Here is a 21021-nt window from a genome sequence, read left to right on the forward strand (position 1 = left end):
CGGATGAAAATAATTTGCAACCGAGGATGACGTTCATGAAGAACAATGTGTTTGCAGTAGCCCTGAATCATAAAAGTCAGCTTGCGGTCTGGAGCAGTGCATTTCGGCAGCCGCCCTATCAGGCGCTGCCTAAAACTCCGGTATGGTTTATTAAGCCGCACAACACTCAAATTGGACCTCTGGCTCCTATCCCTTATCCATCGGGTGAGCCAGAAGTATTGAGCGGTGCCACGCTGGCGGTCGTGATTGGTAAAACTGCACGTAAAGTTCCGATTGGCGAAGCGCTGGCCTATATCGCTGGTTACGCACTGGCTAACGACATCAGCCTGCCGGAAACCAGCTTCTATCGTCCGGCGATTAAAGCCAAATGCTGTGATGGCTTCTGCCCGATTGGTGAAACCGTTGCGGGTATTAACCCTGAGCAATTAACCATTTTTACCGAAGTTAACGGCAGTGAGGTTGACCGCTGGAATACCACCGACCTTCAACGCTCGGCTTATGAACTGGTGGCTGCGCTGAGTGATTTTGCCACACTGCAACCGGGCGACAAGATTCTGATCGGTACTCCTCATCAACGCGCCAGAATTCATCCGGGAGACCGAATCACCGTTCGTGCCGAAGGAATGCCTGAATTAACTAATATCGTGATGCAACAAGGAGCTGCTGTATGAGACACGCCCGTATTCAATATCAGAACCAGCCTTATCAGGTCACGATCGACGATCGGGAGCGGGCGGTGTTGGCAGACGGAACCCTGCTTGCCGCAGGCAGCTTTGAGTGGTTACCACCAGCCGACGGCACGCTGTTTGCGTTAGGCCTGAACTATGCCGACCATGCTGCCGAGCTGGAATTTAAAGCGCCGGAAGAACCGCTGATCTTTATTAAAGCCTCCAATACCCTGACCGGCCACCAGCAGGTGAGCGTGCGTCCGGATAATGTCGATTACATGCACTACGAATCAGAGCTGGTGGTGGTGATCGGTAAAACCGCCCGCAACGTCAGCCGTGAAAAAGCCATGGAATATGTAGGCGGCTACACGGTATGTAATGACTATGCCATTCGCGATTATCTGGAGAATTACTACCGCCCTAATCTGCGGGTAAAAAGCCGCGATACCCTGACGCCCCTTGGCCCATGGATTGTGGACAAAGAAGACGTTGCCGATCCGCATAACCTGACGCTTACCACTCAGGTCAACGGCGAACTGCGCCAGAAAGGATCCACCAAAGATCTGATTTTCGATATTCCCTTTCTGATCGCTTACCTGAGCCAGTTTATGACGCTACAACCGGGGGACATGATTTCCACCGGCACGCCAAAAGGCCTCTCCGATGTGGTGCCCGGTGATGAAGTGATTGTGGAAGTAGAAGGTGTAGGACGCCTAATCAACCGGATTGTAAGTGAAACTGAATATGAGGAAACCCTGTCATGCAAATGATTAACCACTGGATTAATGGCAAACGTGTTTCAAGTAAAGAGACCTTCCAAACCCTGAACCCGGCTACCGGCGAAGTGTTAGCTGATGTCGCTTCCGGCGGAGAAGCAGAAATTCATCAGGCGGTTGAAGCAGCCAAAGTTGCTTTCCCTAAATGGGCTAATCTGCCAATGAAAGAGCGCGCTCGCCTGATGCGCCGCCTGGGTGATTTAATTGCGGAAAACGTGCCCAAAATCGCCCAAATGGAAACGGCGGATACCGGTCTGCCGCTACACCAAACGCAAAATGTATTGATCCCTCGAGCATCCCATAACTTTGAGTTCTTTGCCGAAGTTTGCCAACGCATGGATGGCCGAACCTATCCGGTAGACGACAAGATGCTCAACTATACCCTAGTTCAACCGGTTGGGGTTTGTGCTCTGGTTTCCCCGTGGAACGTGCCCTTTATGACCGCTACCTGGAAAGTTGCCCCTTGTCTGGCGCTGGGTAATACCGCGGTGCTGAAAATGTCCGAACTGTCTCCCCTTACCGCCAATTTCCTTGGCGAACTGGCGCTGGAGGCCGGTATCCCCGCCGGAGTGCTGAACGTGGTTCAGGGCTATGGCGCTACCGCCGGTGATGCACTGGTGCGTCATCATGACGTTCGCTCCGTCTCTTTTACCGGTGGCACCCTGACCGGACGCAAGATTATGGAAAGTGCCGGACTGAAAAAATACTCCATGGAACTGGGTGGTAAATCACCGGTACTGGTTTTTGAAGATGCCGACATTGAACGGGCGCTGGATGCCTCGCTGTTTACCATCTTCTCCATTAATGGAGAGCGTTGCACCGCAGGCTCGCGCATCTTTGTTCAGCGCAGTATCTATCCTGAGTTTATAAAACGTTTTGCCGAGCGGGCTAACCGTCTGAAAGTAGGCGATCCGCAGGATCTGAATACTCAGCTTGGTTCACTAATCAGCCAGCAGCACTGGGACAAGGTCTCCGGCTATATCCGCCTGGGTATTGAAGAAGGAGCAACCCTGCTGGCCGGTGGACCGGATAAACCAACCGATCTTTCGGAACACCTGCGCGGAGGTCACTTCCTGCGCCCTACCGTACTGGCAGACGTGGATAACAGAATGCGCGTGGCGCAAGAAGAGATCTTCGGACCGGTTGCCTGCCTGATTCCATTCGACAGCGAAGAAGATGGCCTGCGCATGGCTAACGACGTGGAGTACGGATTAGCTTCCTACATCTGGACTCAGGACATCAGCAAGATACTTCGCCTGTCACGCAGCATTGAAGCAGGCATGGTGTTTGTTAACACCCAAAACGTAAGGGATCTACGCCAGCCATTCGGCGGAATCAAAGCCTCAGGTACCGGACGTGAAGGCGGTGAATACAGTTTTGAAGTGTTTGCCGAAATGAAAAACGTCTGTATCTCATTCGGCGATCATCACATCCCACGTTGGGGTGTTTAAGGGGTATATCCCTGGCAGTTGTTATTACTAAGCGTAACTCGTACCGGAGCCTGAGTGCTCCCGATCATCGACCATTATTGTGATGCCCCATCGCGGGCATCAAGTGAGGAACATATGGGTAAGTTAGCGTTAGCAGCTAAAACAACACACGTCCCCTCGATGTATTTATCAGAATTTCCGGGGAAAAATTACGGGTGCCGTCAGGCAGCCATCGACGGTCATAAAGAGATCGGCAAACGCTGCCGTGAGCTGGGGGTCGATACCATTATCGTATTTGATACCCACTGGCTGGTAAACAGCGCCTATCACATCAACTGTACTAAAAGTTTCAAGGGCATTTATACCAGTAACGAACTGCCGCACTTTATTCGCGACATCACTTTCGATTACGACGGTAACCCGGATCTGGGCCAAATGATTGCGGATGAAGCCCGTAATCTGGGGGTTCGTGCTCAGGCTCATGATATTCCCAGTCTGAATCTGGAATACGGCACGCTGGTCCCTATGCGCTATATGAATGAAGACAAACATTTCAAAGTGATCTCCATTTCTGCGTTCTGTACCGTTCATAACTTTGAAGACAGCCGCCGTATGGGTGAAGCCATTCTTAACGCCATTAAGAAGTATGACGGTACCGTCGCCGTGCTGGCCAGCGGCTCCCTCTCTCACCGCTTTATTGATGACCGCCGTGCCGAAGAAGGCATGCACAGCTATACCCGTGAATTCGACCGTCAGATGGATGAGCGCGTGGTCAAGCTGTGGAAAGAGGGTCGTTTTAAAGAGTTCTGCGCCATGCTGCCGGAATACGCTCAATACTGCTTTGGCGAAGGCAATATGCACGACACCGTGATGCTGTTAGGCCTGTTGGGCTGGGATAAATACGACGGCAAAGTGGAGTTTGTCACCGAGCTGTTCCCAAGCTCCGGCACCGGGCAGGTTAATGCCATCTTCCCACTGCCGGATGATATCAATTCCCGGGCCGCTGCCTGATTACGTCATTTTCTGAAACCGGAGGCGATATGCCACACTTTTATGCTGAATGTACGGACAACATACGTGATTCTGCTCAGTTACCTGCGCTGTTCGCCAAGGTTAATCAACATTTGGCCGCAACAGGGATATTCCCTCTGTCCGGGATCCGCAGCCGCGCTATCTGGTTAGATACCTGGCAGATGGCTGATGGCGCCCACGATTACGCCTTTGTACATATGACATTAAAAATCGGACACGGGCGTAGTGCAGAAAGCCGTAAACAGGTGGCTGAATCCCTATTTGCGTTAATCAAACAGCATTTTTCCTCTTTAATGACGGAACGTTATCTCGCGATCTCATTTGAGATGATCGAGCTCGACGCTGAACTTAACTTTAAGCAGAATAACGTTCACGCCCTTTTTAACGGGGGTGCCGCATGATGTTACCGGAAGTGATTTATCGTCAGGCATTTATTAACGGACAGTGGTGCGATGCGCAGGATAAATCCACCTATCCGGTAAATAACCCGGCTAACGGTGAAGTGATTGCTCACGTCAGTAATCTGGGTGAGTCTGAAACGCTGGAAGCCATCGATGCCGCTCGTCAGGCCCTGCCTGCCTGGCAAAAACTCACCGCCAAACAGCGTAGTCAGTACCTGCAAACCTGGTACCAATTAATAGTTGAGCAGCAGGAACCTCTGGCAAGACTACTCAGCCTTGAACAGGGAAAGCCGCTGGCAGAATCCCGGGGCGAGATTCTGTATGGCGCCAGCTTTATCGAATGGTTTGCCGAAGAGGGTAAACGCACCTATGGGGAGACCATTCCTTCGCCTCTTCCCGGCCGCCGTATTATCACCATTAAACAGCCTATCGGCGTAGTGGCAGCCATTACCCCATGGAACTTTCCTAACGCCATGATCACCCGCAAAGTGGCTCCGGCGCTGGCGGCTGGCTGTACTGTGGTATTAAAACCGGCACCGGAAACACCGCTGTCAGCATTAATTCTGGCGGCGCTGGCCCAAAAAGCCGGCATTCCTGACGGTGTATTTAATGTAGTAACCGGTACTGATGCGGTAGCCATAGGCAGAGCGCTGACTCAAAGCCCGGTGGTACGCAAACTCTCTTTCACTGGTTCTACCCACGTCGGAAAATTATTGATGGCCCTGTGCGCCAGTACGGTGAAAAAAGTGTCGCTGGAGCTGGGGGGCAATGCGCCGTTTATCGTATTCGATGATGCCGATCTCGACGCTGCCGTTACCGGTGCGCTAACCGCTAAATTTCGCAACAGCGGTCAAACCTGCGTCTGTGCCAACCGTCTGCTGGTTCAGGACTCGGTGTATGACGCCTTTAGCCAAAAACTGGCTAAAGCTGTTGCCACATTACAGGCTGGTCCTGCGCTGGAAGGCGAATTTCAGCAAGGTCCGCTTATCAACGCCGCTGCCGTGGCCAAAGTTCAATCCCACATTGATGATGCCAAACAGCATGGCGCCCGGGTTCTTACCGGCGGTCAACCGTACCGTCAAGACGGGTTCTTCTTCCAACCAACGGTATTGACCGGGGTGACTGAGAACATGCTGATCGCCAATGAGGAGACCTTTGGCCCGGTAGCGCCGTTAATTCGATTCCATACCGAACAGCAGGCGATTCAGTTAGCAAACCAGACAGAGTCCGGTTTGGCTGCCTACTTCTACTCACGGGATATTGGCCGAATTATCCGGGTAGCAGAGGCGCTGGAGTGCGGCATGGTGGGAATAAACGAAGGTGCAATCTCCAATGAATCGGCTCCGTTTGGCGGCATTAAACAGTCGGGTCTGGGACGAGAAGGCTCCCGGCACGGTATTGAAGACTATATGGAGATTAAGTATCTCTGTTTTGGCAGCCTGGACTGAAGTGAGAAATCAATATGTTAAATCAAGACACCATTATGCGCATGGCCCGGCAACTCAACCAGGCGGAGAAAGACCGACAGCAGATCCAACAGATCTCGCTGCAAAACCCGGATATCACGCTGGAAGATGCTTATGCCATTCAGCGCACCTGGGTAAAACTCAAAATCGAAGAGGGTCGTCAGATGAAAGGTCACAAAATTGGCCTGACATCAAAAGCCATGCAATACAGCTCGCAAATCAGTGAGCCGGACTACGGCACTTTGCTGGACGACATGTTCTTCGACGATGGCAGCGATATTCCAGCGGATCGCTTTATCGTGCCGCGTATTGAAGTGGAGTTAGCTTTTATTCTGGCGAAACCGCTCACGGGCCCGAACTGCACCATTTTCGATGTGTATAACGCCACCGACTACATCATTCCGGCATTGGAGATCATTGATGCTCGCTGCCACAACATCGATCCGGAAACCCAGCGGCCACGTAAGGTGTTTGACACCATCTCCGATAACGCTGCCAATGCTGGCGTGGTGATGGGCGGGCGGCCAATCAAACCTGATGCACTGGATCTACGCTGGATCAGCGCTCTGTTGTATCGCAATGGCGTAATTGAAGAGTCGGGCGTCGCCGCCGCAGTACTAAACCACCCGGCTAACGGCGTGGCCTGGCTGGCCAATAAACTCCACCCTTATGGCGTTCAACTGGAAGCCGGACAGGTGATCCTGGGCGGATCTTTCACGCGCCCGGTACCTGCCCGTCCGGGTGATACTTTCCATGTGGACTACGGTTCAATGGGCGCTATCAGTTGCCGGTTTGTCTAAGGAGAACATCATGGAAATGCCGATTAATCACTTTAAACGCGCACTGGCAGAGAAAAAACCGCAGATTGGCTTATGGCTCGGCCTGTGCAGCCCCTACAGCGCAGAACTGCTGGCCGGTTCCGGATTTGACTGGTTGTTGATCGATGGTGAACACGCCCCTAACGATCTGCAAACCATTTTAAGCCAGCTACAGGCGGTTGCCCCTTACGCCTCCCAGCCGGTGGTTCGCCCGCCGTGGAACGATTCGGTAAAAGTGAAACAGCTGTTGGATATCGGCGCGCAAACTCTGCTGTTACCGATGGTGCAAAGTGCAGAAGAGGCCCGGCTGGCGGTTCAATCCACCCGTTATCCACCCAATGGCATTCGGGGAGTCGGTAGCGCACTGGCCAGAGCCTCACGCTGGAACCGCATCCCTGACTATTTACAAAAAGCCGACAGTGAAATGTGCGTACTGGTACAAATTGAAACCCGCCGTGGGTTAGTCAATTTACCGGACATACTCCGGATTGAAGGCATTGACGGGGTATTCATTGGCCCTGCGGACCTCTCCGCCGACATGGGACTCCCCGGCCAGCCAAACCACCCGGAAGTACAACAGGCCATTGAGCACGCCATCCGCCAAATCATCAGCGCCGGAAAAGCGCCCGGCATCCTGATGGCCGACCAAAAAATGGCCCGTCACTACCTGTCACTGGGAGCCCTGTTCGTCGCCGTCGGCGTTGACACCACCTTACTCAGCAAAGCCGCCGAATCACTGGCAAAACAGTTCCAACAAACCGCTGAACAGACAGCAACACCGGAAACAAACAGTACAAGTAGTGTTTATTAGAAAGTAGGTGAACAACAAGTAAAGCCGTCCTTCGGCATTACTAATAAAACTAATTAAAGAGAAAAAATCATCCTTTTGGTTTTATTAACGAAGCTAATCGGAGGGAGAGGGTGCCGTGGGGGTCGACTTGGCGTAAGCCAACGACAAACAGGCGAAGCCTGTTTGAACAGCGCTAGCGCTGGCCCGAAGGGCAAAACACCGAAGGTGTTTTGTAACAGCCCGTAGGCAACCTAGGCCCGACGCTCACAAAAGCTAAGTACATAGGGTTTACCGGCCGAGCACAACGGCGATATGTGCACATTAGCCTTTACGGCCGGAGTGTGATGATAGCTTGTCATCACACTGTTTAAGATACAAATATCCACCGAAGCTAATACTCACCACCACACAAACCGAGAAGCCTATGAACAATACAGAATCTCTACACAACAATACAGGTGGCAGCTCAACCTCACCGGATATGCAGCACACCACCCATACACCACAACAACAGGCGGTAATCAAGAAACTATTCCGTCGCGTGATCATCTTCCTGTTTGTATTATTCGTGTTCTCATTTCTGGACCGAATTAATATCGGCTTTGCCGGATTAACCATGGGTAAAGATCTGGGGCTGTCTTCCACCATGTTTGGCCTTGCAGCCACCCTGTTCTATGCCACCTATGTAACTTTCGGTATACCCAGCAACATCATGCTCGGCATCGTCGGCGCCCGACGCTGGATAGCGACCATCATGGTGCTGTGGGGGCTGGCCTCCACTGCCACCATGTTCGCCACCGGCCCTACCAGCCTGTACATTCTACGCATGCTGGTGGGTATTACCGAAGCGGGCTTTCTGCCAGGAATTCTGGTGTACCTGACCTACTGGTTCCCGGCATTCTTCCGCGCCAGAGCCAATGCGTTATTTATGATTGCCATGCCGGTCACCATGGCCCTCGGCTCACTGGCCTCCGGCTACATTCTGTCGATGGATGGCATTCTGAACCTTAAAGGCTGGCAGTGGTTATTCCTGCTGGAAGGCTTCCCATCGGTACTGTTAGGTATTGTGGTGTGGTTCTATCTGGACGATACCCCGCAAAAAGCCAAATGGTTAACCGATGAAGACAAAAAATGCCTGCATGACATGATGGAATCGGACCGCCTGACTTTAGTTCAGCCGGAAGGCCCACGCAGTTATGACGCCGTGCAACAAAAAAGCCTGTGGCGGGAAGTACTATCCCCGGTAGTGCTAATGTACACCCTGGCCTACTTCTGCCTGACCAATACCCTGAGCGCCATTAATATCTGGACGCCGCAGATAATGCAGAGCTTCAATCAGGGCAGCAGCAACATTATGATTGGTATTCTGACCGCCATTCCTCAGTTCTGTACCGTAGCAGGAATGATTTGGTGGAGCCGCCGTTCCGACCGAATGCAGGAGCGAAAAGTCCACACCGTACTGCCGTATATCTTCGCCGCCTGTGGCTGGGTTCTGGCGTCATTAACCAATCACTCAATGGTTCAACTGCTGGGTATTATTATGGCCTCGGTTGGCTCATTTACCGCGATGGCTATCTTCTGGACAACCCCAGACCAATCCATCAGCCTGCGAGCCAGAGCCGTTGGCATCGCAGTTATCAACGCCACCGGCAACGTTGGCTCCGCGGTAAGCCCACTGTTGATAGGCATTCTGAAAGACCAGACCGGCAGCTTCTCCTCCGGACTCTACTTCGTCGCCGGATTGCTGATTGTAGGTGCCATCATCATTTGGTTTATCCCGATGCAACACTCAAGACCAAGGGCTACACCATAAATTTATTTATAACGCCGCAGAAGTATCAGAATTTAGTTTATTCAAAAGAGACTCTGCGGCTAAGTTGAAACAACTGTACGGACCCGAAAGCGTGATTGCATCATGAGGTGATGTATCCGATTGATAACAAAACCTGATAGCTCAGTTTTGTGTTTTAAAATAGCCAATCGTTGGGAGGGACGGGTGTTGGGGTCGACTTGGCGTAAGCCAACGAAGCGCCCCTAACCCGGCCAGGCCCAACGCGTTCCATAGCTGAGTACAGACGGTTTACCGACCGTTATCGGTGCAGATATAAGCACCGCGTTATTACGGTCGGAATATTCACAGGTGCTGATTTATTAGGTTTATCTGTAGGCAACTTGAATATAGGTGCGAAGGCGCGAAGTGAGTTCGCCCTAATGCCTCCCTGCACAAGGGTCTATCCAAACACAACAGAATCAGTGGACGAAACAAACTCAATACTAAATTTTCTTTTAAACCAATTAAAAACCAAAAAAAACGGGAGGCGTCCATGAACGATAAAAACCACCACCCACAGCCCTTTATTCCTAATATCGATATCAGCAAAGTATATGACGCCCGCTATGAATCACGGGATGTTCACTATGAATCCTTTGCCCGTCTGGCTGAGTTTTTTGGTCGGGATATGCAGGTTCACTGGCATGATTGCTATTTTCAGGTACATTTTTTAGACAGCGGACAAATTGAACTACAGCTTGACGATCAGCACTATTCGGTTCAGGCGCCGCTGTTTATTATTACTCCGCCTTCCATTCCCCATGCGTTCAATACTAAATCTGATAGCGATGGTCATGTTCTGACGCTGCATCAGGAACTGGTCTGGCCGCTATTAGAAAGACTCTATCCCGGCAATCAGGGGGCGTTAAATTTACCAGCCATCTGTCAGTCATTATCCGGGCAGGATAAAGCACTCAGCACCATCAGAACCTACTGGCAACTTATCGCCACCGAATTTCAACAGCAGGACGGACCAGGCGAGCAAACGCTGATCCTGCTTTCTCAGGCGCTGTTTATTCAACTGTTGCGCAATATTGAGGAGCTGGAGTCCTCGATATGTAACGTGAAAGGCAATATTAGGCTGTTTCAGCGCTTTAACTTTTTGATCGCCCAGCATTATAGGGAACACTATAACGTGCCCTACTATGCAGAGCTGATTGGCATTACGGAATCGCGACTTAACGACCTCTGCCGCCGCTTCTCGAATATGCCGCCCAAGCGACTCATTTTTGAGCGCATTATCAGTGAAGCTAAACGTTCGTTGCTGTTTTCAACCGACTCAGTTCATACCATTGCCTATCAGTTAGGTTTCAAAGATCCGGCCTATTTCGCCCGCTTTTTTAACCGAATGACCGGTAGTTCTCCCACTGGTTACCGCATGAGTCGGGTTTCTCTTTCCGATAAGCAGACAGAACCAACGACTTAATCCTGTCAGCCCATGAAAAATACCCGTCATTACCTTAAAAGTCTCTTCTTTATCTGTGGTTATCTTGTTTCAATATAAAAACAAAATTTAAACAAATAAATAACATTTATTTTAACCACTACATTAAAGCCCCTTCGTAACTGGCGAAGGGAGAACAATAAAAAGCGCACTACAGCGTACTGACACACCATGGAGGCAATCAGATTATGAAAAAGACCAACCCGATGCTTGAGAAGTTAAAACCTATTCTTCCGGCCATTGCCGCCAATGCAGCTCGTGCAGAGCTGGAACGAAAAGTGCCTGACGAAAACATCGCCCTGTTAAAAGGCATCGGTATGCATCGCGTATTTCAGCCAAAACACTATGGCGGCATGGAGCTATCCCTGCCTGAATTTACCGACTGCGTAGCAGCACTGGCCGGAGCCTGCGGTGGTACCGCCTGGGCATTTAGTCTGCTGTGTACCCATAACCACCAACTAGCGATGTTCTCAAAACAGCTACAGGATGAAATCTGGGGAGATAACCCGGATGCTACCGCCAGTAGCAGTATCGCACCATTCAGTACCATTCGCGAAGGAGATGGTGGCGTCTATCTCAGCGGTGAAATGGGCTGGAGCAGCGGCTGTGACCACGCAGAATGGGCTATTGTCGGTATGCGCCGTGAAAACGACAAAGGTGAACTGATTTATAGCTTTGGTGTGATCCCACGCAGCGATTATGAAATCCGCGATGACTGGTATGCCATTGGTATGCGCAGCAGTGGCTCCAAAACGCTGGTAATTAAAGATGCCTTTATACCTAACCATCGAATTGAAGCAGCACAGGACATGATGGAAGGTCGCTCCAGCGGTTTTGATCTCTATCCTGACAGCGATATTTTCTATACTCCTTATCGCCCCTATTTTGCCTGCGGCTTTGCCTCTATCAGCCTTGGGGTTGCCGAACGTATGCTGGTGGCATTCAAAGAGAAAACCCAAAACCGGGTGCGTGCTTACACCGGTGCGAAAGTCGGTACCGCCACACCAGCGCTGATGCGTCTGGCGGAATCAACCCATCAGGTTGGCGCAGCCCGTGCATTTCTGGAAAAAACCTGGGAAGAGCATGCCGAACATGGCCGTAACCATCAATATCCAACCCGTGCAACCCTCACTAACTGGCGTACCAATCAGGCCTATGCGGTAAAAATGTGCGTGGAAGCCGTAGATCGCCTGTTCAGCGCCGCCGGAGCAACCAGTTGGATGGAACACAATGAAATGCAGCGCCTGTTCCGCGATTCACATATGACGGCGGCACATGCCTACACCGACTACGACATCTGTTCACAGATCCTCGGCCGCGAGCTGATGGGGCTGGAACCCGATCCAACCATGGTTTGAGATGAGAAAAGGAGTCCTGCTTCATGACAACCCATGCTGATAATACTCTGGACCCGCGCGCTTTCCGTCGCGCTCTGGGTAACTTTGCAACCGGCGTAACCATTGTAACGGCGGCTTTGCCTGACGGAACTAAAGTCGGAGTCACCGCCAATAGTTTTAACTCTGTCTCTCTCGATCCACCGCTGGTGCTATGGAGCATTGATAAGCGATCCGGTAGCTACCCGGTATTTGAGCAGGCAACTCACTTTGCCATTAATGTGCTGGCAGCGGATCAGGTCAATCTGTCTAACCAGTTTGCCCGCCCACAGGACGATAAGTTTGCTGGTGTCAACACTGAAACCGGTGTTGGCGGTGCGCCGCTGTTTATTGATTGTTCGGCCCGTTTTCAGTGCGAAAAATATCAGCAGGTCGATGGCGGTGACCACTGGATTATGATCGGAAAAGTGGTCGCTTTTGATGACTGTGGCCGTTCACCGCTGGTTTACCATCAGGGCTCTTACTCGATGGTCCTGCCCTATCCACGCGTGCAAAAGAAAGAGGAGTGCTGCACCTCGCCGAGTACTTTTCAGGGCAGGCTGCGTAACAATATCTTCTATCTGCTCACTCAGGCATTACGCAGCTATCAGGCTGACTATCAGCCTAAACAGCTTTCTACCGGTTTACGCGCCAATGAAGCCCGTATGCTGATGGTGCTGGAGAATGATGCTGAACTGGAACGTTCCCGCCTGTTAACCGAGGCTGCGATGCCGGACCGTGAAATTGATGAGGCGGAAGATAATCTGTGCCGAAAAGGATTGGTCATCCATACTCAAAACGGCTATCGCCTGACGGATGCGGGTAATACTCAGGCTGAAATGCTATGGGATATTGCAGCCAGACAGCAGGAACATGTGTTATCAGCGTTCACGGAAGAAGAGGTGGAAACATTACGTAAGGTGCTAAAAGGAATTATTGCACTGCGATGATGAGTGATTGAAACTCTCTCTCAACCTGTAAAACAGGTTGAGAGAGATTAATGCATTACTTCTCGATAACTAAAATATCAATACGACGGTTTTTAGCACGATTTTCGTCAGTATCGTTTGGCGCTACCGGATGTTCTGAACCATAACCTTTAGCTTCCAGGCGGCTGGCATCAGCACCCAGTTGAATCATCTGAGCACGTACAGAATCTGCACGATCCTGAGATAATTTCAGGTTAATTTCTTCAGTACCGGTGTTATCGGTATAGCCACCCAGCTTCAACTTCACATTTGGATATGCTTTCAGAATCGCAACGATGTTATTCAGTTGTTCATCAGACTGCGGCTCCAGTTGAGCGCTGTTGGTTTTGAACAGTAAACGGTCGAAAAAGAACCAGGTAGTGCTGTCTACCGGTGCACTGCTTTCAATAAACTCAATCAGTTTATTTTCAACGCCGTACTGTGGAATATTCAGCTATTTACCATCTGGTAATAACTTACGGAAAAAGTCACCCAGGTTGCCCCACAGGCTTCCCACAGTTACCTGAGTGGTAGCCGCTGGTGGTGTAATCACTACCGGAGTGCTCTCTTTAGTGGTACCACAGCTACGCAGGAAATAAACTGCCGCCAGAACCAACAGTAACAGCAGAAGCAGCCACCATTTTCCGCCGCCCTTTTTCTTCTCGGGTAATTTTGGCGTTGGCTTGATTGGTGCATCCGGGTTCAGTAATGGTTTAGCCGGAGCAGCTACCTTAACGGTATTTTGCTTAATCACTTCATCACTGGAGAATGACTGGAACTGAACCGGCAGTTCGGCAGAAATCAGGTGAGCCTGTGAAGATAACCATCCTTTCAGTGAAATAGATTGAGTCGCGCGATTATTCACATAATCTCTCAGCGCGTTCATCACCATACCACTAGCAACGGTTAACAGCATCTTGGCGGAACTACCGTTCAGATTAAATACTGAAGCCACTTTATCAGTAATTTCAGGCATTTTACCGGTGATCATCGCCATCAGTGAGGATAACTTATCGCTCTGATGATGATTGCCATCAATAAGACTATTAATATTAAACTCAGGAATTTCCTCTAATTCAGTAATAAACTCGTGTGAGCTATTTGAATGTTTCAGGTAATTTCTCACCTGCTCTAAAACGACAGGAAAAACGCTGGGTAATGCCAGTCCCAGACCGCTCTCTTTCTCTCCCAAAGAATGAGATAATTTTTCGATTAGCTGCGGTGTTACATTGGCAGTCAGTAGCTTAATTATATTGTCCATTGTTATTCATCTATCCTTGGATAAATAGTATTTATAACAAACCATTACAGTTCACTATAAATATAGAAGTTAGTTAAATTATTAATGAGGTTAATCATCTTATTGCCGGTTTAATTATTAAAGGAAATAATTAACGGGAGGGAGCTTAAGAGAAAGAAACAGGAAACGTCAATCTATTTAGGTTCAGCTCGGGTATTTGTCCTACAATAGATTGTTTACAGGAATAGCCTAAATAGTTAAAAATAGTATTAGCCCTGAGCATGACCAATCTAACAGCATGATTTTAATTGGAATTAAAGCGCAATTTCTCTCTCACTGGTTGATAATAGTTTCGCAGTAAAAGATAACTTCTCGTTATTTTTTTTATTCTAATAAATGCATTACTCGGTAAAATAGGTGCATTACAGCGACTGATTATCACAAGTGTGGTTATTGTGTCTGACCTAAGTAAAATAAAGACTGAATTTATTTAACTTAAATTAATTACCCCATAGATGCTGAATCATTAATTGAACATTACGATTCCCGCGATATTCATTAATATCCAGTTTATAAGCAATAGTAGCTTGTTTAATACTGGCATCCGGCCACTGAGTCGTATCAATATTGAATGCAATACCATCTAATAGCATGCCGCCGCCCAAAGGTTCAACGGTAAGCTTCAAATGACGTTCACCAACCAGCCGCTGCTGTAAAATTTTAAACTGACCATCAAATACCGGTTCCGGAAACGACTGCCCCCAGGGACCGCCATCACGTAACAGTTCAGCGGTATCCAGCGTCAGTAAAGCATTTTCCAATTCACCGTCGGTCCAGATAACGCCTTCCAGTGCAGAAGGGTCCAACCATTCACCAATCAAATCGGTAAAACGCTGCTGAAACTCGCTGAATCGGGATTCTTCAAGGGATAGCCCGGCAGCCATAGCATGACCACCAAACCGCAGCATTAACCCGGGATAAAGCGTATCTAATCGTTCAAGGGCATCGCGCAAATGCAATCCGGCAATGGAGCGCCCGGACCCCTTAAGAATACCGTCACCTGCCGGAGCAAACGCAATTACCGGGCGATAAAAACGCTCTTTAATTCTCGATGCCAGAATACCCACTACCCCCTGGTGCCATTCAGGATGGTACATCGCCACACCGTAAGGGAGTTCTGCTTCGTTTTGTTCAAGCTGCTGGCACAGGGCCAGTGCTTCAACCTGCATTCCCTGTTCAATCTCACGGCGCGTGTGATTCAGGGTATCCAGATCGCTTGCCATTCCGCGCGCTTCAGACATATCGTCACACAGCAACAGCTCAACGCCGATAGACATATTATCCAGACGCCCTGCCGCATTCAGCCGTGGCCCCAGCGAGAAGCCCATATCGTTCGCCGTTAGCTGTCTGGCATCGCGTTTGGAGACTTCCAGCAATGCCTTAATGCCCGGACGACACTGCCCGGCGCGAATACGGTTAAGCCCCTGATGCACCAGTATCCGGTTATTAGCATCCAGAGGAACCACATCCGCTACAGTGCCCAGCGCCACTAAGTCCAGCAGTTCTGCCAGATTAGGTTCCGCAATGCCTTGCAGTTCAAACCATTTTTCTTCGCGTAACCGCGCCCGCAACGCCAGCATCAAATAGAAAGCAACGCCAACTCCCGCCAGAGATTTGGAGGGAAACTCACAGTTAGCTAAGTTTGGATTAATAATGGCTTCCGCAGCGGGTAAAACCTCACCCGGCAGATGGTGGTCAGTAACCAACACCTGAATACCTTTGGCATGGGCGCTATCAACCCCGGCATGGGAAGAGATACCGTTATCAACGGTGACAATCAGTTCTGCCCCCAGTTCGGCGGTCTGCTCAACCACTTCCGGGCTCAGACCATAACCATCTTCAAATCGGTTAGGCACCAGATAATTCACCCGGGGGAATCCCATACTGCGCAGCGCCAGAATGCTTAACGCCGTGCTGGTTGCCCCATCTGCATCAAAATCACCCACAATAACAATCTGACGTTTATCCTTCAGCGCCGCCAACAGCAAATCAACTCCTTGCTGAATACCATCCAGTTGCTGATAACCCAGCAAACTTCTGGCACCTTTATCCAACTGGCTGGCATCCGTTACCCCACGGGAGGCATATAAATGACGCAATAGCGGTGGGATTGTCGATGGCAGAGTGCTGCTGTCAACCTGAGGACGACGACGTAATTGTGTTTTATTCATAGCGAAAGCGTATTTAAACCTGATGTTTACAGCGGAACGCAAAAAGCAGTACCCGCAGCAGTAGAACCAACCGCTGCGGGCGACTAACGAAAGAATTAGTTAACTTTTACACCGCTTTTATGAGCGGTATAGGCATCCAGCGTCGCTTTCAGATCGCTTGGTGCGCTATAGCCGGAAAGTACGGTGGTTCCATCGACAACGATAGCTGGCGTACCCTGAATACCGAACAGCGACCCCAGCTCATAATGACGTTTAATATCAATATTACACTTGGCAGGTTTTACCGCTTTACCGGCCATTGCATCATCAAAAGCGGTCATACGGTCAGATGCACACCAAATGGAAGCCATTTTCTTCTCTGCATCTGATTCAACGCCCTGACGTGGATAAGCCAGATAACGAACGGTAATACCTAAGTCATTATAACCGGACATTTCTTTGTGTAATTTGGTGCAGTAACCGCAGGTAATGTCGGTAAAAATGGTCACTACATATTTTTCCTGTGGTGCTTTATAAATGATCATCTCATCTTTCAGAGCTTCCATACGCTTGGACAGAATTGGCCCTAACTGATCGGAAGTGGCATTAACCGGCACCGGCCCGCTGATGTCATATAAAGGTCCTTGCAGAATATGTTTACCATCGCTGGAGACATAAAGTACCCCACCCTCAGTCAGCACGGTCTGCAACCCGGCAATAGGGGATGGCAGAATCTCTATCTGAGTGGCGCCAAGCTTCTGTTGCAGAGCCTGCTTAATCGCCGCATCATCCGCCTGAACTGCGGAAGTGAATGCTGTCAGCGCCAGCGTTAATAGCAATAAACCTTTCTTCATCATTTTTCCTTTGGAGTATCAGTCCGAGCCCATCCGGTTAGGCCCGGGGATGGTGCTGTTGGTGTAACTGTTTCAACCGTTCGGTTGCTACATGAGTATAGATCTGGGTGGTCGACAAATCACTGTGACCTAATAGCATCTGTACGACACGCAAATCTGCACCATGATTCAATAAATGTGTCGCAAATGCATGTCGCAATACGTGAGGCGAAAGTGCCTCACTGTCGATACCAGCCAGCACCGCATAATGTTTAATGCGATACCAGAATGTCTGGCGGGTCATTTTCTGCCCGCGTTTGCTGGGGAACAGGATATCCAGTGTGCCGCCATTGATCAACCATGGTCGACTATACTGAAGATATTGTTCAAGCCAGTAAACCGCCTCTTCCCCCAGGGGAACCAGCCGTTCTTTATCACCTTTACCAATGGCCCGCACCACCCCCTGACGCAGGCTGACATCACTGATGGTCAAACCGACCAGTTCAGACACCCGCAACCCGGTGGCATACAGCACTTCCAGCATGGCTTTATCGCGCAGTTCAATCGGTTCTTCAGTGCGGGGGGTTTGCAACAGCGATTCTACCTGAGATTCGGTTAAATCTTTAGGCAATCTCTGTGGTAGTTTTGGCGAAGAGAGCAAAGCCGAAGGGTCATCACTACGGATTTTCTCACGATACAGATACTGAAACAGCCGCCGCATTGCGCTTAACATACGCGCCGAGCTGGTTGCCTTATATCCACCATCGACTCTGTCTGCCAGAAACGATTGCAGATCTAATGCCTGCGCGTTTTCCAGCGTCAGGTCGTGAGCCTGTAACCATTCGCTTAAGGCCCGTAAATCCAGACGATAAGATGCCAGCGTATTCTCTGCCAGATTGCGTTCCAGCCAGAGCGCATCCAGAAATTGTTCAATCAGAATTGTGTTATCCTGCGCCACCTTTCCTCCTTCGCTGACACGACCTTTTGCTTAATGATGTCTGATAATACCCTATCTGGTATACTTCTCCCTAAACTTCTACCTGTAATAAAGCGATATACACCATGAAGATCGGCCTGTTTTATGGTTCCAGTACCTGTTATACCGAAATGGCGGCAGAAAAAATCCGCGATGTTCTCGGTGAAGATTTAGTGGTTCTGCACAACGTTAAAGACGACCCCGTTACCCTGATAGAACAGTATCCAATACTGATCATGGGTATTCCTACCTGGGATTTTGGCGAACTGCAGGAAGACTGGGATAAGGTCTGGGGAGCGCTGGAACGCGTTGACCTGCACGGTAAAATCGTAGCGCTTTACGGCATGGGCGATCAGGAAGGCTATAGCGAATGGTTTCTGGACGCACTGGGTATGCTGCACGACCATCTTAAACCAATGGGGGTTAAATTTATTGGTTACTGGCCAACCGAAGGTTATAACTTTACCAGTCAAAGAGCCGTTACGCCGGACGGCACTCAGTTTGTTGGTTTGGCGCTGGATGATGTGGTGCAGTATGACGCCAGCGATGAACGTATTGAGAACTGGTGCGAACAAATATTAGGTGAGATGCAGGCGCTGTTATAACTGATACTCAGTGCCACTCTCTGCGAGATGATTCACGCCTAATCGCTGTTTAAGCAAGGCGTTATCGACTTGTAAGTAGAGAAAGCTAATCAGATTATGTTCATTCTGCCGATAGGATTGCCTGAGTTGCTGCACCAATGCTTCGGCCTCTTCCACTGAATATCTTACTGCCAGCAATTTCAGACCGAAATCGGACCGGTGCAAATAAGTTACTCGTTCAATTATAACAAATTGTTGCAGCAAGTGTTGTTTAACCATTTGATTAACCTCGTATGTCCCTATTATCTGAAACATTTTACAGAATTTGTTCAGTTATTCTAAACAACCTAAATGTTAAGGGATGCTAAACATATCGTCAATGTGTTTAATTGATGGTTGATGTCATGCTGCCAAAACGTCTAAAGGCTGCCAGAAAAAAAGCTCGTCTGACTCAAGAAAAATTGGGGGTTTTGGCCGGAATTGATGAATCCACCGCGCGCTCACGCGTTTCTCAGTATGAAAGCGGGACTTACCGCCCTACATTTGAAATGATGTGTTCGATCGCCAAAGTGCTTAATGTACCGGAATGCTATTTTTATACCGTTGATGATAAGTTTGCCGAGGCAATTCTGGCATTATATAAAGTCAAACACGTTGATTAAGAAGGGAATCTTTCAGGGCAAAAAGATATGGATAAACAACACGCCGACATCAGTAAGTTTTTAAGTTTTGTTCTACGCCATCAGCCAGAAGCTATCGGATTAACGCTGGATAGCGAAGGATGGGCAGATATTGATACTTTAATTACCTGCGCCGCTAAAGAGGGTAAGCGTTTTGACCCGCCATTGATTCAGTCAGTGGTTGAAACCAGCGATAAAAAACGATTTGCCATTTCAGAAGATGGCCTACGGATCCGGGCCGTTCAGGGGCACTCGTCATCCCAGGTTGATATTCGTTATGAAGAGCAGGTTCCACCTGAGTTTTTATATCATGGCACCGCGACCCGTTTTCTGAATGCTATTCGCGAGCAGGGGTTGATTTCGGGGTCGCGTCAATATGTGCATCTGTCGGCGGACGAAGCCACGGCAGTAACCGTCGGACAACGACACGGTAAGCCTGTGGTGTTAAAAATTAGGGCGCTGGAGATGTACCAGCAGAGGTTGGTGTTTTATCGGGCGGAGAATGGGGTTTGGTTGAGTGGGTCAGTGCCAGTGAGATTTATTGATTAACCAGATCAATTATGGGTAAAAACTCATTGTTTATACAATGAACATCATGCTTATGATGTCATTTTCTCTACTCATCCACTGCTGAGTTTTAATCTTTCTGGAGTGCAGTGGGCCATTACTCGCAGTTCTCATTAAGAGATTATAAAGGTGCAGAATCCCCTTTTTCACTGAGATAATGCTTTGCCAACGTAATAAAATTCTGCCCATCCTCAGGACTTAAAAATGCCCTTAGAGGAATAACGGTAAAATAATTTTCTTTATTACAAATAAAGATGAATTCGTCTTTTAGGTAGATCTTCGAAATAAAACGCCAAAAAGTTCGGGCTTCATATTTATCATTACCCTGACAAATAAAGTCCGGATGTACTGTTACTGTGACTGCGTATTTAGCATATGCTTTTTCTTTCGATTCATTTTTATTCATAGAAGACTTGAATAACTCTTCACGTATATAATTAAAGAATAACGAAAGAATAAAAGCACCAACTGCTGCATATAGAGCAATTCTGTTTTCCATTAAATCATATGCCTTCCAAAATGTTATAATTATTGCAACCACTGTTATGCCTGCTGAAGCAACCAAAAGCATCCCCAATGTATGTACCCCAAAATACCCCATTACTTTTTCGTGTATGGTAGAGTCTTTTATTTTTTTCTGAGCTTTAACTCTTTCCTTAACGCTCATTGTGTAAGTTACAGATATTTCATCGGTGCTCATTTTTATTTATCTCCTTATGAATACTTACGCTTAACTTTATATTAAAACATAACCTATATGCTCTGACCGGTAGAATTAAAACTTATTTCTAAATAAACCTTACTTTCTCTTTTAACCAGTAAGGTTGGTTAATTTATAACAGTCTTACCTAATCCGCTACTGTAAATAGCCCCATTTTAATTCCATGCGTTTTTGAGGTTTCAGTCATCTTTGACAGTACGTCCGGCCTCCACT

At 48.9% G+C, this 21021-nt stretch carries 22 protein-coding genes; 15 read left to right on the plus strand and 7 right to left on the minus strand.

The window, feature by feature from the left end; translation table 11 throughout:
* Positions 1-35: 35 nt before the first annotated feature.
* The 12 genes from LPW36_RS03860 to LPW36_RS03915 all read left to right on the plus strand — a co-directional run bounded on the left by LPW36_RS03860 (position 36) and on the right by LPW36_RS03915 (position 12979).
* Positions 36-671, plus strand: a complete 636-nt coding sequence (locus tag LPW36_RS03860; protein WP_230608153.1) for a fumarylacetoacetate hydrolase family protein — start codon at positions 36-38, stop codon at positions 669-671.
* Positions 668-1438: a fumarylacetoacetate hydrolase family protein gene (locus LPW36_RS03865; RefSeq protein ID WP_230608154.1), complete on the plus strand. Its 771-nt coding sequence runs from the start codon at positions 668-670 to the stop codon at positions 1436-1438. Before LPW36_RS03860 ends, LPW36_RS03865 begins: the two co-directional genes overlap by 4 nt.
* Complete coding sequence (hpaE, locus tag LPW36_RS03870) at positions 1429-2895, plus strand: 5-carboxymethyl-2-hydroxymuconate semialdehyde dehydrogenase (protein WP_230608155.1); 1467 nt, start codon at positions 1429-1431, stop codon at positions 2893-2895. Before LPW36_RS03865 ends, hpaE begins: the two co-directional genes overlap by 10 nt.
* Before the next feature lie 114 nt (positions 2896-3009).
* Positions 3010-3885 (plus strand): 3,4-dihydroxyphenylacetate 2,3-dioxygenase, encoded by an 876-nt coding sequence (gene hpaD, locus LPW36_RS03875; RefSeq protein WP_230608156.1) that lies wholly within the window; start codon positions 3010-3012, stop codon positions 3883-3885.
* 29 nt (positions 3886-3914) lie between these two features.
* Positions 3915-4307 (plus strand): 5-carboxymethyl-2-hydroxymuconate Delta-isomerase, encoded by a 393-nt coding sequence (locus tag LPW36_RS03880; protein WP_230608157.1) that lies wholly within the window; start codon positions 3915-3917, stop codon positions 4305-4307.
* Positions 4304-5755, plus strand: a complete 1452-nt coding sequence (locus LPW36_RS03885; protein WP_276574005.1) for an NAD-dependent succinate-semialdehyde dehydrogenase — start codon at positions 4304-4306, stop codon at positions 5753-5755. The genes LPW36_RS03880 and LPW36_RS03885 overlap by 4 nt, the downstream gene beginning before the upstream one ends.
* Positions 5756-5769: 14 nt before the next feature.
* Positions 5770-6573 carry a 2-oxo-hept-4-ene-1,7-dioate hydratase gene (hpaH, locus tag LPW36_RS03890; RefSeq protein WP_230608158.1) on the plus strand — a complete coding sequence of 268 codons (804 nt, stop codon included), beginning with the start codon at positions 5770-5772 and terminating at the stop codon, positions 6571-6573.
* A gap of 16 nt (positions 6574-6589) precedes the next feature.
* Complete coding sequence (hpaI, locus tag LPW36_RS03895) at positions 6590-7402, plus strand: 4-hydroxy-2-oxoheptanedioate aldolase (protein WP_276574006.1); 813 nt, start codon at positions 6590-6592, stop codon at positions 7400-7402.
* A gap of 403 nt (positions 7403-7805) precedes the next feature.
* Positions 7806-9194, plus strand: a complete 1389-nt coding sequence (gene hpaX, locus LPW36_RS03900) for a 4-hydroxyphenylacetate permease (protein WP_420844711.1) — start codon at positions 7806-7808, stop codon at positions 9192-9194.
* Between the two features lie 511 nt (positions 9195-9705).
* Positions 9706-10638, plus strand: a complete 933-nt coding sequence (gene hpaA, locus LPW36_RS03905) for a 4-hydroxyphenylacetate catabolism regulatory protein HpaA (protein ID WP_230608160.1) — start codon at positions 9706-9708, stop codon at positions 10636-10638.
* A gap of 206 nt (positions 10639-10844) precedes the next feature.
* Positions 10845-12014 carry a p-hydroxyphenylacetate 3-hydroxylase oxygenase component gene (locus LPW36_RS03910; protein WP_230608161.1) on the plus strand — a complete coding sequence of 390 codons (1170 nt, stop codon included), beginning with the start codon at positions 10845-10847 and terminating at the stop codon, positions 12012-12014.
* 23 nt (positions 12015-12037) lie between these two features.
* Positions 12038-12979, plus strand: coding sequence for a p-hydroxyphenylacetate 3-hydroxylase reductase component (locus LPW36_RS03915; protein ID WP_230608162.1), 942 nt, complete (start codon positions 12038-12040; stop codon positions 12977-12979).
* Positions 12980-13034: 55 nt separating this feature from the next.
* On the opposite strand, the gene LPW36_RS03920 is transcribed toward LPW36_RS03915, so the two are convergent.
* The 5 genes from LPW36_RS03920 to xerD all read right to left on the minus strand — a co-directional run bounded on the left by LPW36_RS03920 (position 13035) and on the right by xerD (position 18238).
* A complete protein-coding gene (locus tag LPW36_RS03920; RefSeq protein WP_338085961.1) occupies positions 13035-13451 on the minus strand; it encodes an OmpA family protein in 417 nt (138 codons plus the stop codon).
* On the minus strand, positions 13452-14258 hold the full coding sequence (locus tag LPW36_RS03925) for a DUF937 domain-containing protein (protein ID WP_230608163.1): 807 nt from the start codon (positions 14256-14258) through the stop codon (positions 13452-13454).
* A gap of 479 nt (positions 14259-14737) precedes the next feature.
* Entirely contained in the window at positions 14738-16468 is a 1731-nt protein-coding gene (gene recJ / locus LPW36_RS03930) for a single-stranded-DNA-specific exonuclease RecJ (protein ID WP_230608164.1), read from the minus strand.
* A gap of 95 nt (positions 16469-16563) precedes the next feature.
* Positions 16564-17301 (minus strand): bifunctional protein-disulfide isomerase/oxidoreductase DsbC, encoded by a 738-nt coding sequence (dsbC, locus tag LPW36_RS03935; protein ID WP_230608179.1) that lies wholly within the window; start codon positions 17299-17301, stop codon positions 16564-16566.
* Positions 17302-17338: 37 nt separating this feature from the next.
* On the minus strand, positions 17339-18238 hold the full coding sequence (xerD, locus tag LPW36_RS03940) for a site-specific tyrosine recombinase XerD (RefSeq protein ID WP_230608165.1): 900 nt from the start codon (positions 18236-18238) through the stop codon (positions 17339-17341).
* 104 nt (positions 18239-18342) lie between these two features.
* Between xerD and fldB the strand changes: the two genes are divergently transcribed.
* Complete coding sequence (gene fldB / locus LPW36_RS03945; protein WP_230608166.1) at positions 18343-18861, plus strand: flavodoxin FldB; 519 nt, start codon at positions 18343-18345, stop codon at positions 18859-18861.
* On the opposite strand, the gene LPW36_RS03950 is transcribed toward fldB, so the two are convergent.
* Positions 18856-19119, minus strand: a complete 264-nt coding sequence (locus LPW36_RS03950) for a hypothetical protein (RefSeq protein WP_230608167.1) — start codon at positions 19117-19119, stop codon at positions 18856-18858. The genes fldB and LPW36_RS03950 overlap by 6 nt on opposite strands.
* A 125-nt stretch (positions 19120-19244) precedes the next feature.
* Between LPW36_RS03950 and LPW36_RS03955 the strand changes: the two genes are divergently transcribed.
* The gene (locus tag LPW36_RS03955; protein WP_230608168.1) at positions 19245-19502 is read left to right on the plus strand and encodes a helix-turn-helix domain-containing protein; all 258 of its coding nucleotides are present in this window, start codon (positions 19245-19247) and stop codon (positions 19500-19502) included.
* Positions 19503-19529: 27 nt separating this feature from the next.
* Complete coding sequence (gene kptA, locus LPW36_RS03960) at positions 19530-20069, plus strand: RNA 2'-phosphotransferase (protein ID WP_230608169.1); 540 nt, start codon at positions 19530-19532, stop codon at positions 20067-20069.
* Between the two features lie 139 nt (positions 20070-20208).
* Here kptA and LPW36_RS03965 read toward each other — a convergent pair whose 3' ends face one another.
* On the minus strand, positions 20209-20787 hold the full coding sequence (locus tag LPW36_RS03965; RefSeq protein ID WP_230608170.1) for a hypothetical protein: 579 nt from the start codon (positions 20785-20787) through the stop codon (positions 20209-20211).
* Positions 20788-21021 lie beyond the last annotated feature (234 nt).

Source organism: Limnobaculum eriocheiris, from assembly GCF_021010575.1.
Lineage (GTDB): Bacteria > Pseudomonadota > Gammaproteobacteria > Enterobacterales > Enterobacteriaceae > Limnobaculum > Limnobaculum eriocheiris.